Source organism: Pseudomonas sp. NPDC085632, assembly GCF_044541255.1.
Classification (GTDB): Bacteria; Pseudomonadota; Gammaproteobacteria; order Pseudomonadales; family Pseudomonadaceae; genus Aquipseudomonas.
The window spans coordinates 1-14,050 of sequence record NZ_JBITSX010000045.1 but is presented as its reverse complement, the minus strand read 5'-3'; the positions used below and the strand labels follow the sequence as shown (position 1 = coordinate 14,050).

Annotated in this window: 11 protein-coding genes; 3 read left to right on the top strand and 8 right to left on the bottom strand. The window is 58.9% G+C overall.

The features are described 5' to 3' along the window. The 3 genes from ACIF4X_RS22845 to ACIF4X_RS22835 form a co-directional block, all read left to right on the top strand. Positions 1-1,143: peptide chain release factor 3 (locus tag ACIF4X_RS22845; RefSeq protein ID WP_397483834.1), on the top strand; the 1,143-nt coding region annotated here is incomplete at its 5' end. A gap of 753 nt (positions 1,144-1,896) precedes the next feature. After that, positions 1,897-3,096 (top strand): MFS transporter, encoded by a 1,200-nt coding sequence (locus ACIF4X_RS22840; RefSeq protein WP_397483833.1) that lies wholly within the window; start codon positions 1,897-1,899, stop codon positions 3,094-3,096. Positions 3,097-3,256: 160 nt separating this feature from the next. Next, the gene (locus ACIF4X_RS22835; protein ID WP_397483832.1) at positions 3,257-3,520 is read left to right on the top strand and encodes a hypothetical protein; all 264 of its coding nucleotides are present in this window, start codon (positions 3,257-3,259) and stop codon (positions 3,518-3,520) included. A gap of 151 nt (positions 3,521-3,671) precedes the next feature. Here the strand turns inward: ACIF4X_RS22835 and ACIF4X_RS22830 are convergent, their stop codons facing one another. The 8 genes from ACIF4X_RS22830 to ACIF4X_RS22795 all read right to left on the bottom strand — a co-directional run. Continuing rightward, entirely contained in the window at positions 3,672-4,652 is a 981-nt protein-coding gene (locus ACIF4X_RS22830; RefSeq protein WP_397483831.1) for a peptide ABC transporter ATP-binding protein, read from the bottom strand. Then, positions 4,652-5,620: an ABC transporter ATP-binding protein gene (locus tag ACIF4X_RS22825; protein ID WP_016985406.1), complete on the bottom strand. Its 969-nt coding sequence runs from the start codon at positions 5,618-5,620 to the stop codon at positions 4,652-4,654. The genes ACIF4X_RS22830 and ACIF4X_RS22825 overlap by 1 nt, the downstream gene beginning before the upstream one ends. Before the next feature lie 10 nt (positions 5,621-5,630). After that, positions 5,631-6,557 (bottom strand): ABC transporter permease subunit, encoded by a 927-nt coding sequence (locus ACIF4X_RS22820; RefSeq protein ID WP_008085271.1) that lies wholly within the window; start codon positions 6,555-6,557, stop codon positions 5,631-5,633. A gap of 11 nt (positions 6,558-6,568) precedes the next feature. Next, positions 6,569-7,579 carry an ABC transporter permease subunit gene (locus ACIF4X_RS22815; protein WP_008085273.1) on the bottom strand — a complete coding sequence of 337 codons (1,011 nt, stop codon included), beginning with the start codon at positions 7,577-7,579 and terminating at the stop codon, positions 6,569-6,571. Positions 7,580-7,652: 73 nt separating this feature from the next. Then, positions 7,653-9,248, bottom strand: coding sequence for an ABC transporter substrate-binding protein (locus ACIF4X_RS22810; RefSeq protein WP_397483830.1), 1,596 nt, complete (start codon positions 9,246-9,248; stop codon positions 7,653-7,655). Positions 9,249-9,325: 77 nt separating this feature from the next. After that, positions 9,326-10,747 (bottom strand): OprD family porin, encoded by a 1,422-nt coding sequence (locus ACIF4X_RS22805; RefSeq protein ID WP_250607098.1) that lies wholly within the window; start codon positions 10,745-10,747, stop codon positions 9,326-9,328. 176 nt (positions 10,748-10,923) lie between these two features. Further along, positions 10,924-12,522, bottom strand: coding sequence for an ABC transporter substrate-binding protein (locus ACIF4X_RS22800; RefSeq protein ID WP_397483829.1), 1,599 nt, complete (start codon positions 12,520-12,522; stop codon positions 10,924-10,926). A 299-nt stretch (positions 12,523-12,821) separates the two neighbouring features. Further along, positions 12,822-14,050, bottom strand: a 1,229-nt coding sequence (locus ACIF4X_RS22795) for an ABC transporter substrate-binding protein (protein WP_397483828.1), incomplete at its 5' end; no start/stop codon positions are given.

The following is a 14,050-nucleotide window of genomic DNA, read 5'->3' as shown; positions in this document are numbered from 1 at the left end:
GACCCGATCGAACTGCTCGACGAGATCGAAGCCGTGCTGAAGATCAAGGCGGCGCCGATCACCTGGCCGATCGGTTGCTACCGCGACTTCAAGGGCGTGTACCACCTGGCCGATGACTACATCATTGTCTACACCGCCGGTCACGGTCACGAACGCACCGAAACCAAGATCATCGAGAAGCTCGATTCGGACGAGGCGCGTGCGCATCTGGGCGACGAGTACGAGCGCTTCATCGAACAGCTGGAACTGGTTCAGGGCGCCTGCCATGAATTCAACCAGCAGGAATTCCTTGACGGTCAGCTGACCCCGGTGTTCTTCGGTACTGCTTTGGGCAACTTCGGTGTTGACCACGTACTCGACGCCGTTGTTGATTGGGCGCCACGTCCGCTGGCCCGTGTCGCTAACGAGCGTACCGTCGAGCCGGTCGAAGAGAAGTTCTCGGGCTTTATCTTCAAGATCCAGGCGAACATGGACCCGAAGCACCGCGACCGTATCGCTTTCATGCGCATCTGCTCCGGCAAGTACGAGAAAGGCATGAAGATGCGCCACGTGCGCACCGGCAAGGACGTGCGCATCGGCGACGCCCTGACGTTCTTCTCCTCCGAGCGTGAACAGCTCGAAGAAGCCTTTGCCGGCGACATCATCGGTCTGCACAACCACGGCACTATCCAGATCGGCGACACCTTCAGTGAAGGTGAAACCCTCGGGTTTACCGGTATCCCGCACTTCGCCCCGGAATTGTTCCGTCGTGTGCGTCTGCGTGATCCGCTGAAGTCCAAGCAGTTGCGTCAGGGTCTGCAGCAGTTGGCTGAAGAGGGCGCGACGCAGGTGTTTTTCCCGGAGCGCAGCAACGACATCATTCTGGGCGCCGTCGGTGTGCTGCAGTTTGATGTGGTCGCGAGCCGCTTGAAGGAGGAATACAAGGTTGAGTGCTCGTATGAGCCGATTACTGTGTACTCCGCGCGCTGGATTGAGTGCAGCGACAAGAAGAAGCTTGAGGAGTTTTCCAACAAGGCTGTGGAGAACCTGGCGGTCGATGGCGGTGGTCACCTGACTTACCTGGCGCCGACGCGGGTTAATCTGGCGTTGATGGAAGAGCGTTGGCCGGATGTGAAATTCCGCGCGACGCGTGAGCATCACTAAGCTCTGAGCTGGTTTGTTCGAAAGCCCCTGAGGTGTAGGCCTTGGGGGCTTTTTTTGTCTGCTGGTTTTAGGTGTATATCCGTTTTTTGGGTGATGGCGGCTTAGGGTTCCGCCCTTACGGCGGGTCACTTTTTTTACAAGCGCCTAAAAAAAGTAAGCAAAAAAACGCTTGCTCCTACGTGCGGCCCGCTCGCTGGGGCTCGGGGTTCCTTCGCTCCGGGATCAATCCCTCCGCTCAGCCTTCCGACGTCGCCCGTGGATCAAGATCAAGAGCAGGCGAGCTGACACTCGGCCTATTGAGTGGTGAAGAGCGCGGGTGTTCGGCTTTTGATTTGCGTTGTTGCTGCCCCTCACCCCAGCCCTCTCCCGAGGGAGAGGGGGCCGATTTGTGTGTCTTTCAAAGCCTGAGTTCAACTCGGTATTTCACGTCGGCGTAGCTCGCCCAAACACCTCGGTCAGTCCCCTCTCCCTCCGGGAGAGGGTTAGGGTGAGGGTGCTTTTGATCTGTTTCAGAATCTGAGTTCGACTCGATATTTCACGTCGGCGTAGCTCTCGCAATCACTTCGATCAGTCCCCTCTCCCTCCGGGAGAGGGTTAGGGTGAGGGGCTTTTGATCTTCGGCACGGGTTTATCGCACGCAATGGCTGTAGGACGACTCGGTTTTTCGTGATCTCGATGCACTTGAACGCGACAACCCGCCCGCCGGCCGTTAGTGTTCCAGCTCCACGCCAGTCGCTTTGAGAGGTCAATGGAATGACGAGTCGACTGACTCACCTGCTGCGCCTCGGCAGTTATTTCGGTGTGATGGCCTGGGTACTCGGTGCGTTGTTGTTCATCAATCGCCTGAGCAGCATGGTCAAGCTGTTCATGGCGCTTTATCTGCGTCAGGAGCTGGGCCTGGCGATCGAGACCGTTGGCTGGTTGCTGTCGGCGTATGGCGCGGGGTTGCTGGTGGGCTCGATGCTCGGTGGCTGGCTCAGTGATCATGTGCGTACGGCGCGGCTGACGGCGGCGTTGTTCTTTATTTCAGTGTGGGTGCTGATGCTGCTGGGACTGGTCACGCAGGTGCCGTTGCTCGCTGCATTGCTGTTGCTCAGCGGGACCATCGATGGAGCTATTCGCACTCTGCACCAACGCCTGATCATGGAATATTGCGAAGTCGCTCAACGTTCGCGTGCGCAGGCGTTGAGTCGGGTTGCGCGCAACCTTGGGATGGCCGCGGCCGGTGTGGCGGGTGGGGTACTGGCGCAGACCGATTTTCGCTGGGTATTTTTCGGTAGCGCGGCGATGACGTTGCTGGCCTTGCTGTGGTTTGTCCGCACCACGTGGCAGCGTCCGGTGCTGATCAATGAAGAGTCATCCACAGTCGGCGCCGGTGGTTCGGGTGTGCCGTATCGCGACAAACCGTTTCTCTGGTTGCTGGCAGCGACGGCCGTGCTCGGCATCGCGTTCGACACGGTCTACAGCACGCTGGGCAACTATCTGCGTGATTACTATCACTTGAGCACCGAGGCGATCGGTTGGCAGTTCGGCCTCAATGCGTTGCTGGTGATCGCCCTGCAGATTCCGCTGTCGCACTGGGGCGAGCGTTGGGGCATGCGTCGGCAAATGTTGCTCGGCAGTGTGTTGCTGGCCTGCGGGCTTGGCATGTTGCCGTTCGGCTCCGGGCTGTTTTACGTCTGCCTGTCGACGCTGATCTGGACTTTGGGCGAGGCGTTTTTCATGCCGCCGCTGAATGTGCTGGCTATGCGCTTTGCTCAGGGTGGAAAAAGCGGTCAGTACTTTGGCCTGTTCTTTATGAGCTGGAGCGCCAGTGCGCTGTTGTCACCGGTACTCAGTGGCCAGTTATACGGTCAATTCGGTGGCCACAGTGTGTGGCTGGCGAGTGCGCTGATGGTGTTGATTTCCATCCCGCTGACTTGGCAGGCCACGCGCGTGCGCCCGGTCGCTTAGCTGATCCGGCTATTGGCGTTATTCGAAAGCAATCTGTCTGCCGAGGGCATTTCTGCGTGCTCGTTAGCGTCCTATCTGGTGAACCAGACGGATCGGAACTAGATTTCACACAGCGCCAGTCAGGCACGCATGTCTCACCTGAAAATGGATGGAGTCGGCTATGAAAAGCAGGTTGCTACGGGTTTTATTGCTGTTGAAAGTGATGGTCATGCTGTCCCTCGGCACAGCGACGGCCTGGGCCGAGTGCGAGGATCACGATTCTCAGGCGTTCAACGGACAGATCGGGCATAGCGGATTGATGCTGGCCAAATCCGAGTCCGAGCCGGGCGATCAGGGGCAGGGTGGCAGCGCCGATGATGACGACTCGACCACCGATGAGCCGGACTCTGATGATCCGGACGACGAAGGCGATAGCCAGACGTAGATCGCAGGCAAAAGAAAACCCCTTCTGCCTCGACCGATGCGCAATCGAGGTGGAAGGGGTTTGCTCAACACTTAACGCTATTTGAAATACGATCCCTGTGGGAGCGAGCAAGCTCGCTCCCACAGTGTTTTGTATCGCTCTCCAGATTTGCTTATGCCGCGCCGTCGAGGAACTGCTCGGCGTAGTGGCAAGCCACCTGCCGGCTGTCGAGTTGGCGCAACGCCGGCTCTTCGCTGCTGCACCGCTCGGTCGCATACGGGCAGCGCTTGTGGAAAGCGCAGCCAGACGGCGGGTTCAGCGGGTTGGGGAGTTCGCCGACAATCTTGATTTTCGGCTTGTTCGGGTCCGGGTGAATGGTCGGGGTTGCCGACAGCAGGGCCTGGGTGTACGGGTGCAACGGACGCTCGTAGATGTCGTTCTTCGGGCCCAGTTCCACTGGGCGACCGAGGTACATCACCATCACGTCATCGGCCACGTGTTGCACCACCGCCAGGTTGTGCGAGATGAACACGTAGGCGGTGTTGAACTCCTGCTGCAGATCCATGAACAGGTTCAGCACCTGCGCCTGAATCGACACGTCCAATGCCGAAGTCGGTTCATCCGCCACCAGCACTTTCGGTTGCAACATCATCGCCCGGGCCAGGGCGATACGCTGGCGCTGACCACCGGAGAACATGTGCGGATAGCGCTGATAGTGCTCAGGACGCAAGCCGACCTGCTTCATCATCGCCTGGACTTTCTCGCGACGCTCGGCGGCGGAGAGGTTGGTGTTGATCAGCAGCGGCTCGCCGAGCTGATCACCGACCTTCTGCCGTGGGTTCAACGACGCATATGGGCTCTGGAAGACCATCTGCACGTCTTTGCGCAGTTGCTTGCGCTGGGCCTTGTCGGCGCCGGCGACTTCCTGGCCGGCGATTTTCAGCGAGCCGGACGACGGATCTTCAATCAGCGTCAGTGCGCGGGCGAGGGTGGATTTGCCGCAGCCCGACTCGCCTACTACGGCGAGGGTCTTGCCGGCTTCCAGTTCGAACGACACACCGTTGAGTGCGCGCACAGTCGCGTGGCCCTTGAACAGGCCACGGGAGACTTCGTAGTGACGGGTCAGGTCGCGGGCGGTAAGTACGACGGCCATTACGCCACCTCCTGGTTCAGCGGGAAGAAGCAGCGGGCGAGGCTGTGGGCTTTCGGATCAAGGCCTGGACGCTGCGCACGGCAACTGTCCTGCACGTACGGGCAGCGCGGCGACAGCAGGCAACCCTGCGGACGGTCGTAGCGGCCCGGAACGATGCCCGGCAGGGTCGACAGGCGTGCGGCGCCGAGACTGTGCTCGGGAATCGCCTTGAGCAGCGCTTCGCTGTATGGGTGCGCCGGGACGTCGAACAGTTGCGGCACCTGACCGACTTCAACGGCTTGCCCGGCGTACATCACGCAGACGCGCTGGGCGGTTTCCGCCACGACCGCGAGGTCGTGAGTGATCAGCACCAGGCCCATGTTCTGTTCTTTCTGCAACGCCAGCAGCAGATCCATGATCTGCGCCTGAATGGTTACGTCGAGTGCAGTGGTCGGTTCGTCGGCGATCAGCAGTTTCGGCTCGCCGGCAATCGCCATGGCGATCGCAACACGCTGGCTCATACCGCCGGAGAGTTGATGCGGGTAGGCGTCCATACGGCTGGCGGCGCCCGGAATTTCGACTTTTTCCAGCAGTTCGATCGCACGTTTGCGCGCTTGCTTGCCAGACATTTTCAGGTGCAGGCGCAGCACTTCTTCGATCTGGAAACCGACGGTGTAGCTCGGGTTCAGCGCGGTCATCGGGTCCTGGAACACCATCGACAGGTCTTTGCCGACGATCTGCCGACGCTGACGGTTGCTCAGCTTGAGCATGTCTTTGCCGTCAAAGCTGAGCGAGTCGGCGGTGACGATGCCGGGATGCTCGATCAGGCCCATCAGCGCCATCATGGTCACGGATTTGCCCGAACCCGACTCGCCAACGATGGCCAGTACTTCGCCTTTGTCGACTTTCAGGTCGAGGCCGTCGACCACCGGGGTCGCGGTCTTGTCGCCGAAGCGAACGTTGAGATTCTTGATTTCTAGCAGTGACATGGGAATCTCCTCAGGCGGCGTTCTTGAGTTTCGGGTCCAGCGCATCGCGCAGACCGTCGCCCATCAAGTTGATTGCCAGCACGCTGAGCAAAATGGTCAAACCAGGCAGACTGACTACCCACCAGGCGCGTTCGATGTAGTCGCGGGCCGAGGCCAGCATGGTGCCCCACTCAGGGGTTGGCGGTTGTACGCCAAGGCCGAGGAAGCCCAGTGCGGCGGCATCGAGAATCGCCGAGGAGAAGCTCAAGGTCGCTTGAACGATCAGCGGTGCCATGCAGTTCGGCAGCACGGTGATGAACATCAGGCGTGGCAGACCGGCACCGGCCAGGCGCGCGGCGGTCACGTAGTCGCGGTTCAGTTCGCCCATCACGGCTGCACGGGTCAGACGCACGTAGGACGGCAGCGAAACCACAGCAATGGCAATCACGGTGTTGATCAGGCCAGGGCCGAGGATGGCGACAATCGCCACAGCCAGCAGCAACGACGGCAGGGCCAGCATGATGTCCATCAGACGCATGATGGTTGGGCCAATCATCTTCGGGAAGAAACCGGCGAACAGACCGAGCAGGATCCCCGGAATCAGCGACATCACTACCGACGACAAGCCGATCAGCAGCGACAGACGCGAGCCCTGAATCAGACGCGACAGCAGGTCACGACCGAGTTCATCGGTGCCGAGCAGGAACTGCATCTGCCCGCCTTCCAGCCACGCCGGCGGCGTCAGCAAGAAGTCACGGTATTGCTCGCTCGGGTTGTGCGGTGCGACCCACGGCGCGAACAGCGCGCAGAAAATCACCAGCAGCATGAACAGCAGGCCGGCAACCGCGCCTTTGTTCTTGGAGAAGGCTTGCCAGAATTCTTTGTACGGTGACGGGTACAGCAGGCTTTGATCCGCGTTGGTGGCGGAAGTCGCTACTGAGGATGTTGGAGTGCTCATGGTTATTGACCTCAGCGCTGATGACGGATGCGTGGGTTGGCAAAGCCGTAGAGGATGTCCACTACGAAGTTGACCAGAATCACCAGGCAGGCGATTAACAGGATGCCGTTTTGCACAACCGGATAGTCCCGGGCGCCGATGGCTTCGATCAGCCATTTACCGATGCCGGGCCAGGAGAAAATGGTCTCGGTCAGGACCGCACCGGCCAGCAGGGTGCCGACTTGCAGACCGACCACGGTGAGTACCGGAATCAGCGCGTTACGCAGACCGTGCACGAACACCACGCGCGACGGCGACAGGCCTTTGGCCTTGGCGGTGCGGATGTAGTCTTCACGCAGCACTTCGAGCATCGACGAACGGGTCATCCGCGCGATCACCGCCAGCGGAATGGTGCCGAGCACGATGGCCGGCAGGATCAGGTGATGCAGCGCATCGAAGAACGCACCGACGTCATCGGCCAGCAGCGTGTCGATCAGCATGAAACCGGTGCGCGGCTCGATGTCGTAGAGCAGGTCGATCCGCCCGGAAACCGGCGTCCAGCCGAGGCTCACCGAGAAGAACATGATCAGGATCAGGCCCCACCAGAAGATCGGCATCGAATACCCCGCGAGGGAGATGCCCATCACCCCGTGGTCGAACAGCGATCCTCGCTTGAGTGCCGCAATCACCCCGGCCAGAAGCCCGAGAATGCCGGCGAACAGCAGGGCGGCCATGGACAGTTCCAGGGTCGCCGGGAAGAGAGAGGTGAACTCGGTCCATACGCTTTCACGCGTACGCAGGGATTCGCCGAGATCGCCGTGGGCCAGTTTGCCGATGTAGTCCAGATACTGGGCATACAGTGGCTTGTTCAGACCTAGGCGTTCCATTGCCTGAGCGTGCATTTCGGGGTCGACCCGACGTTCGCCCATCATCACTTCCACGGGGTCGCCCGGAATCATGCGAATCAACGCGAAAGTCAGCAAGGTGATGCCGAAAAACGTGGGGATCAACAACCCCAGTCGGCGGGCAATAAAACTAAACATCTTGTGTGGTACCTCATCAGCCGGTTAGGCGTGCCCGGCATCCCTGGGGTCAGGGACGCCGGGAGTTTCTTATCTACTTCACCTGGGTGGTGGCGAAGTTATTAGTGGTGAGAGGGCTGATGTGATAGCCCTCTACGTTGTTGCGCATTGCGGTAAACATCCTGGTGTGGGCCATGCTGATCCATGGCTGGTCCTGATTAAACAGCACTTGCGCCTGTTCGTAGAGCTTTGCGCGTTCGGCCGGATCTACTTTAGCCCGTGCTTCATCCAGTAGCGTCTGGAATTTCTCGTTGCACCAGCGAGCGTAGTTCTCGCCATTTTTTGCTGCCTCGCAACTGAGCATAGGCGTCAGGAAGTTATCCGGGTCGCCGTTGTCGCCCGCCCATCCGGCCGAAACCATGTCGTGCTCGCCGGCCTTGGCGCGTTTGAGCATTTCGCCCCACTCCATCACGCGGATGTCGATCTTGATCCCGACTTTCGCCAGGTCAGCCTGCATCATTTGCGCGCCGAGCATCGGGTTGGGGTTGGTCGGACCGCCGCCGTTACGGGTAAACAGGGTAAACACGGTGCCGTCCGGAACCCCGGCTTCCTTGAGCAAGGCGCGGGCCTTGTCGAGGTCGCGTGGCGGGTTTTTCAGCTCGTGGTTGTAGCCCAGCAGCGTGTCCGGGTACGGGTTGACCGCGACGGTCGCATTGCCCGGGCCAAACAGTGCGTTGACGTAAGCCGCTTTGTCGAAAGCGATATCGATCGCCTTACGCACGCGCACGTCGCTCATGTATTTGTGCTGGGTGTTCATGGCGATGTACGAAACGGTCATCGCATTCAGTTCATCGACCTTCAGCTTGGCGTCTTTCTTGATGCTCGGGATGTCATCCGGTTTCGGATACAGGGCGATCTGGCACTCGTTGGCCTTGAGCTTTTGCAGGCGTACGTTGTTGTCGGTGGCGATCGCCAGGATCAACGCGTCGGCCGGTGGCTTGCCACGGAAGTAATCCGGGTTGGCCTTGAAGCGCACCTGAGCGTCTTTTGCGTAGCGCTGGAAGATGAACGGGCCAGTGCCGATCGGCTTGTTGTTCAGGTCGCCGGTCTTGTTGGCCTTGAGCAACTGATCGGCGTATTCGGCGGAGTAGATGGCGGTGAACGGCATCGCGACGTCGGCCAGGAACGGCGCTTCGCGGCGGGTCAGGGTGAACTTGACCGTTTGGTCATCGACTTTTTCGACGCTTTTGAGCAGTTCCTTGAAGCCCATGCTTTCAAAGTACGGGAAGCCCACGCTCGACAGTTTGTGCCACGGGTGATTCGGGTCCAGCTGACGCTGGAAGCTCCAGACCACGTCGTCGGCGTTCATGTCGCGGGTCGGCTTGAAGTATTCGGTGGTGTGAAACTTGACGCCTTTGCGCAGGTGGAACGTGTAGGTCAGGCCGTCTTCACTGATTTCCCAGGTGTCTGCCAGGGCCGGAACGATTTCCGTGGTGCCGGGCTTGAAGTCCACCAGTCGGTTGAAGATGGTTTCGGCCACAGCATCCGCCGTGACTGCAGTTGTGTACTGGACCATATCGAAGCCTTCCGGACTGGCTTCGGTGCAGACCACCAAGGGTTTGGCCGAGACGCCGATGGCGGCGCTCAACAACGCAGCCGCAACGGCCGCACGTAGGGGAAGCATTTTCATCGATAACCCTCTGCAATCGGTTGAAGACAAAAACCGAACGGCCGACTCATCATGAGTCAGCCGTCGGCTGGCGTTTTTTACAGGATGTTGAATGGAATCGTGGTCACGAGACGGAACTCGTTGATGTTGCCGTCAGCCTGGTTCTCGCTGGCGCGGTGCGTGGTGTACGTCGCGCGAATCGCGGTGGCCTTGAGCGGGCCGCTCTGCACGGCGTAGGAAGCACCGATGCCGTATTCGTAGTGAGTTTCGCCGTCCATCAGGCTCAGGTCGCCGCGCTTGGCGCCCGGGTCGGTGTAGGCGGTGCCACGGTAGTGAGTACCGTCAATGCCCCAGCCGCGCGCCTGGTAGATGTTGAACTTCAGGCCAGGTACGCCGTATTCGGCCATGTTGATGCCGTAGGCGATCTGGAAGGATTTCTCGTTCGGGCCGTTGAAGTCCGACAGCAGGGAGTTGGCCAGGTAGATGCCATTGGTTTCATGCAGGTAGTCGAAGTAGGTGTCGCCATTCACTTCCTGGTACGAGAAAGTCAAGCTGTGAGCCTGGTGAGCCAGACCCAGCGACAGCGAGTAGGTATCGTTGTCGATCTCGCCCATCAGCTTTTTGCCTTCATCGACGGTCTTGTAGTAGTTCAGACCGGTGGTCAGGCTCAGGACCTGGCTGTCACCCAGTTCGTGGGTGGCGCCGAAGTAGTACTGATTCCAGAAGTCTTCGACGTTGGAGCCGTACAGGCTGGTTTTCAGACTTTTGAACGGCTGGTAGTTGACGCCAGCGATGTAGACCTTGTCGGTCTCCACGCCAGTGGCCGAGTACTCGGTGCGGAACTTCGACAGGCTCTGCTCGGTACGTGGCGAAACACGGTCGAAGCCACCGAGGTCGAACGACAGGTTGTTGAACTCTTCGCTGTGCAGGGTAATACCTTCAAAGCTCGAAGGCAGCGGACGGTTGCCGATGACGTCAACGATCGGCGTGCTGAAGTTCTGACGACCGGCAGTCAGCGTGGTATTGGAAACACGCAGCTTGACGTTGGCCAGACCCAGTTTGCTCCACTGGTCGACAGCGTCGCCGTCGGAGTGCGCCAGAGTACGGTTGGAACCGCCGGCAATGTCCTTGCGGTCACGGTCCAGAACGATGGCGTTGTAAGCGGCGACTTCAGTGCTGACGCCAACGGTGCCTTGGGTGAAGCCCGAGGTGTAATTGACGATGGTGCCTTGAACCCAGTTGATGCGACGCGGGGTCGGCGTCTTGACCACTGGCGAAGTGTTCTTGTCGCTGTTTTTCACGTAGCTGAAACGGTCATCACGACGCTTCAGTTCATTGGCGTACCAGTTACGGGTTGTGCCGCCCAGGCTTTGTCCATCGATAAAGCCTTTGGCCTCGCTTTGGGCGCTACTGCCGGCCAACGTGGTAGGGACGAACTCCTGACTTGCAGGTTCTGCGTACGCCGTGGCGGTGACGCTGCTGATGGCCAGGGCCAGTATCGCGGTGCTGCTCAGTTTCATGGGTGAAGCTCCTTTACTTTCTTTTTATGCCGGCTTTTTTTGGTATGCCGGTTATTGGTTTAGAACTCATTCACACATCGCAAACGTTTGCCAAAGGCCGGATTGGCGAATTTCGGCAAAGCACTTGCGTGAGGGGCTAGACAGTGCCCCCCAGCGTTGCGGCTAAAACGGTTGGTTTAATCGATACCGACACCCGAGAACACGTTGCGACCGAACGGGCTGACTTTGAAGCCCTCGATCCTCGCGCTTAACGGTTGGTTGACCGTCGAGTGGGCGACAGGCGTGATCGGCACTTGCTGTTTAAGCAATTGCTGCGCCTGTTTGTAGAGCAGGGTGCGTTGGTCGCGGTCGGTGACGACCTTGGCCTGTTTGATCAGCTTGTCGTAAGCCGGATCGCACCACATGGAGTAGTTGTTGCCGCCGATGGCATCGCAGCTGTACAGCGTGCCGAGCCAGTTGTCCGGATCGCCGTTGTCACCGGTCCAGCCGATCAGGCTGATGTCGTGCTCGCCGTTCTTGGTGCGCTTGATGTACTCGCCCCATTCGTAGCTGACGATCTTCACTTTCAGACCGATCTTGGCCCAGTCCGCCTGAAGCATTTCGGCCATCAGTTTGGCGTTCGGGTTGTATGGACGCTGCACCGGCATCGCCCACAGGGTGATCTCGGTGCCTTCCTTGACGCCCGCAGCCTTGAGCAGCTCTTTGGCTTTTTCCGGGTTGTAGGCGGCGTCTTTGATGCTGTCGTCGTAAGACCACTGGGTCGGTGGCATGGCGTTGACGGCCAGTTGGCCGGCGCCTTGATAAACAGCGTTGAGAATCCCCTGTTTATTCACCGCCATGTCCAGCGCCTGACGCACTTCGAGCTGGTCGAATGGCTTGTGGCGCACGTTATAGGCGATGTAGCCGAGGTTGAAACCCGGCTTGGAAATCAGTTGCAGTTTCGGGTCGGCCTTCAACGCTTCAACATCGGCAGGGCGCGGATGCAGGGTGATCTGGCATTCGCCAGCCTTGAGCTTCTGCACGCGCACTGAGGCGTCGGTGTTGATCGCGAAGATCAGGTTGTCGAGTTTGACCCGGCTCGGGTCCCAGTAATGTTTATTACCGGTGTAACGGATGTTCGAGTCTTTCTGATAACTCTTGAACACGAACGGCCCGGTGCCGATCGGTTTCTGGTTGATGTCGCTCGGCTTGCCTTCGGCCAGCAATTTGTCGGCGTATTCGGCGGACAGGATGGCGGCGAAGCTCATGGCGATGTTCTGAATGAACGCGGCGTCAACGCTGTTGAGCGTGAACTCCACGGTCAGCGGCCCGGTCTTCTCGACCTTGGCGATGTTCTTGTTCAGGCTCATCCCGTTGAAGTACGGGAATTCTGTGGGATAGGCCTTACGGAAAGGTTGCTGGGCATCCAGCATGCGATTAAACGTGAACAACACGTCATCGGCGTTGAAGTCGCGGGTCGGCTTGAAGTACGGCGTTGTGTGAAATTTCACACCTTCACGCAGGTGAAAGGTGTACTTGAGACCATCCTCGGAAATATCCCACGTGGTTGCCAGGCCAGGGACGACATTGGTCGCGCCTTTTTCGAACTCGACCAGACGGTTGTAGATCGGTTCGGCGGCGTCGTTATCGGTCGCTGTCGTGTATTGCGCGGTATCGAAACCGGCGGGGCTGCCTTCGGAGCAGAACACCAGGCTCTTGCTGGCGGCGAAACTGGCGGACGAGGCGGCCATCAGGCCGGCGCCCAGCAATGCGGAAAAAATCAAGGTATGGCGCATGACGCTCCCTCTTTTTTAGTGTTGTTCAATGCGCCGCCGTCCCATCCTGAGACGTTTGGCTGCATCGAGCTCAATCCAGTACGTACGGCAAACCGGTGGCCCACGCAGAAACTGGTCAGTACCCGACGGTAGGGGCCGCGGTCCTGGCAGTAAATGCGTAAATGCCTTAAAGCTCGTAGGAAAAGGCGACGCGTCCTATACCACTGTGGTAATCCGCAGTGGAATTGGCTGTAGGCAATTTCCTAACTTCCCGGCAGGTAAAACAACGGCGACGTCAAAAACGTCGCCGTTGCAGTGCCTTATTTGCTGACGCTGACGCCGTAGAAGGAGTTCAAGCCGAATGGGCTGATCTTGAAGTCCTGCACGTTGGCGCGCATGGGTTGGTACACCGTCGAGTGAGCGATAGGTGTCATCGGGACTGCATCTTTGAGGACGTGTTGTGCCTCTTTGTACAGTTCGGTGCGCTTACCTTGGTCGGTTGTGCGCTTGGCTTCTTTAACGAGGCCGTCGAACTTCTTGTCGCACCACTTGGAGAAGTTGTTGCCGCTGAGCGAGTCGCAGCCGAACAGCACGTTCAGCCAGTTGTCCGGATCACCATTGTCACCGCTCCAGCCAATGATCATGGCCTGGTTCTCGCCACCTTTGGAACGCTTGATGTACTCGCCCCACTCGTAGCTGGTGATCTTCACTTTCAAGCCGATCTTGGCCCAGTCGGACTGGAGCATTTCAGCCATCAGTTTAGCGTTCGGGTTGTACGGACGCTGAACCGGCATCGCCCACAGCACGATCTCGGTACCTTCCTTGACGCCGGCTTCCTTGAGCAGCTGTTTGGCTTTCTCAGGATCGTACTTGGCATCTTTGATGGTGGTGTCGTAAGACCATTGGGTCGGCGGCATGGCGTTGACGGCCAGTTGGCCTGCGCCCTGGTAAACCGAGTCGATGATCTGTGGCTTGTTCACGGCCATGTCCAGCGCCTGGCGTACACGCAGGTCAGCCAGTGGGTTGGCCTCGTTGCTGCCCTTGACCTTGTCCATCACGTTGTAGGCGATGTAACCCAGGTTGAAACCAGCCTGGTCAGGCATCTTCAGGGATTTGTCTTCTTTCAGCGCTTTCAGGTCGGCCGGACGCGGGAACAGGGTGACCTGGCACTCGTTCTTTTTCAGCTTCTGAATACGTACCGACGGGTCGGTGGTGATGGCGAAGATCAGGTTGTCAATCTTCACGTCATCCGGCTTCCAGTAATCCTTGTTGCCGGTGTAACGGATGTTGGAATCTTTCTGGTAGCTCTTGAACACGAACGGACCAGTGCCGATCGGCTTCTGGTTGATGTCGGCAGCCTTGCCTTCCTTGAGCAGCTGGGCAGCGTACTCGGCGGACTGAACCGAGGCGAAGCTCATGGCCATGTTCTGGATGAACGCGGCATCGACTTCTTTCAGAGTGAACTTGACGGTGTGGTCGTCGACTTTATCGATCTTGGTGATGTTGGTGTCCATCCCCATGTCGGTGAAGTACGGGAATACGGGCGGAT

Bases quoted from the DNA above. Each gene is read 5' to 3' on its own strand.
- ACIF4X_RS22815 (WP_008085273.1), bottom strand. From the start codon at position 7,579: ATGTTTAGTTTTATTGCCCGCCGACTGGGGTTGTTGATCCCCACGTTT.
- ACIF4X_RS22840 (WP_397483833.1), top strand. From the start codon at position 1,897: ATGACGAGTCGACTGACTCACCTGCTGCGCCTCGGCAGTTATTTCGGT.
- ACIF4X_RS22800 (WP_397483829.1), bottom strand. From the start codon at position 12,522: ATGCGCCATACCTTGATTTTTTCCGCATTGCTGGGCGCCGGCCTGATG.
- ACIF4X_RS22810 (WP_397483830.1), bottom strand. From the start codon at position 9,248: ATGAAAATGCTTCCCCTACGTGCGGCCGTTGCGGCTGCGTTGTTGAGC.
- ACIF4X_RS22830 (WP_397483831.1), bottom strand. From the start codon at position 4,652: ATGGCCGTCGTACTTACCGCCCGCGACCTGACCCGTCACTACGAAGTC.
- ACIF4X_RS22835 (WP_397483832.1), top strand. From the start codon at position 3,257: ATGAAAAGCAGGTTGCTACGGGTTTTATTGCTGTTGAAAGTGATGGTC.
- ACIF4X_RS22805 (WP_250607098.1), bottom strand. From the start codon at position 10,747: ATGAAACTGAGCAGCACCGCGATACTGGCCCTGGCCATCAGCAGCGTC.
- ACIF4X_RS22825 (WP_016985406.1), bottom strand. From the start codon at position 5,620: ATGTCACTGCTAGAAATCAAGAATCTCAACGTTCGCTTCGGCGACAAG.
- ACIF4X_RS22820 (WP_008085271.1), bottom strand. From the start codon at position 6,557: ATGAGCACTCCAACATCCTCAGTAGCGACTTCCGCCACCAACGCGGAT.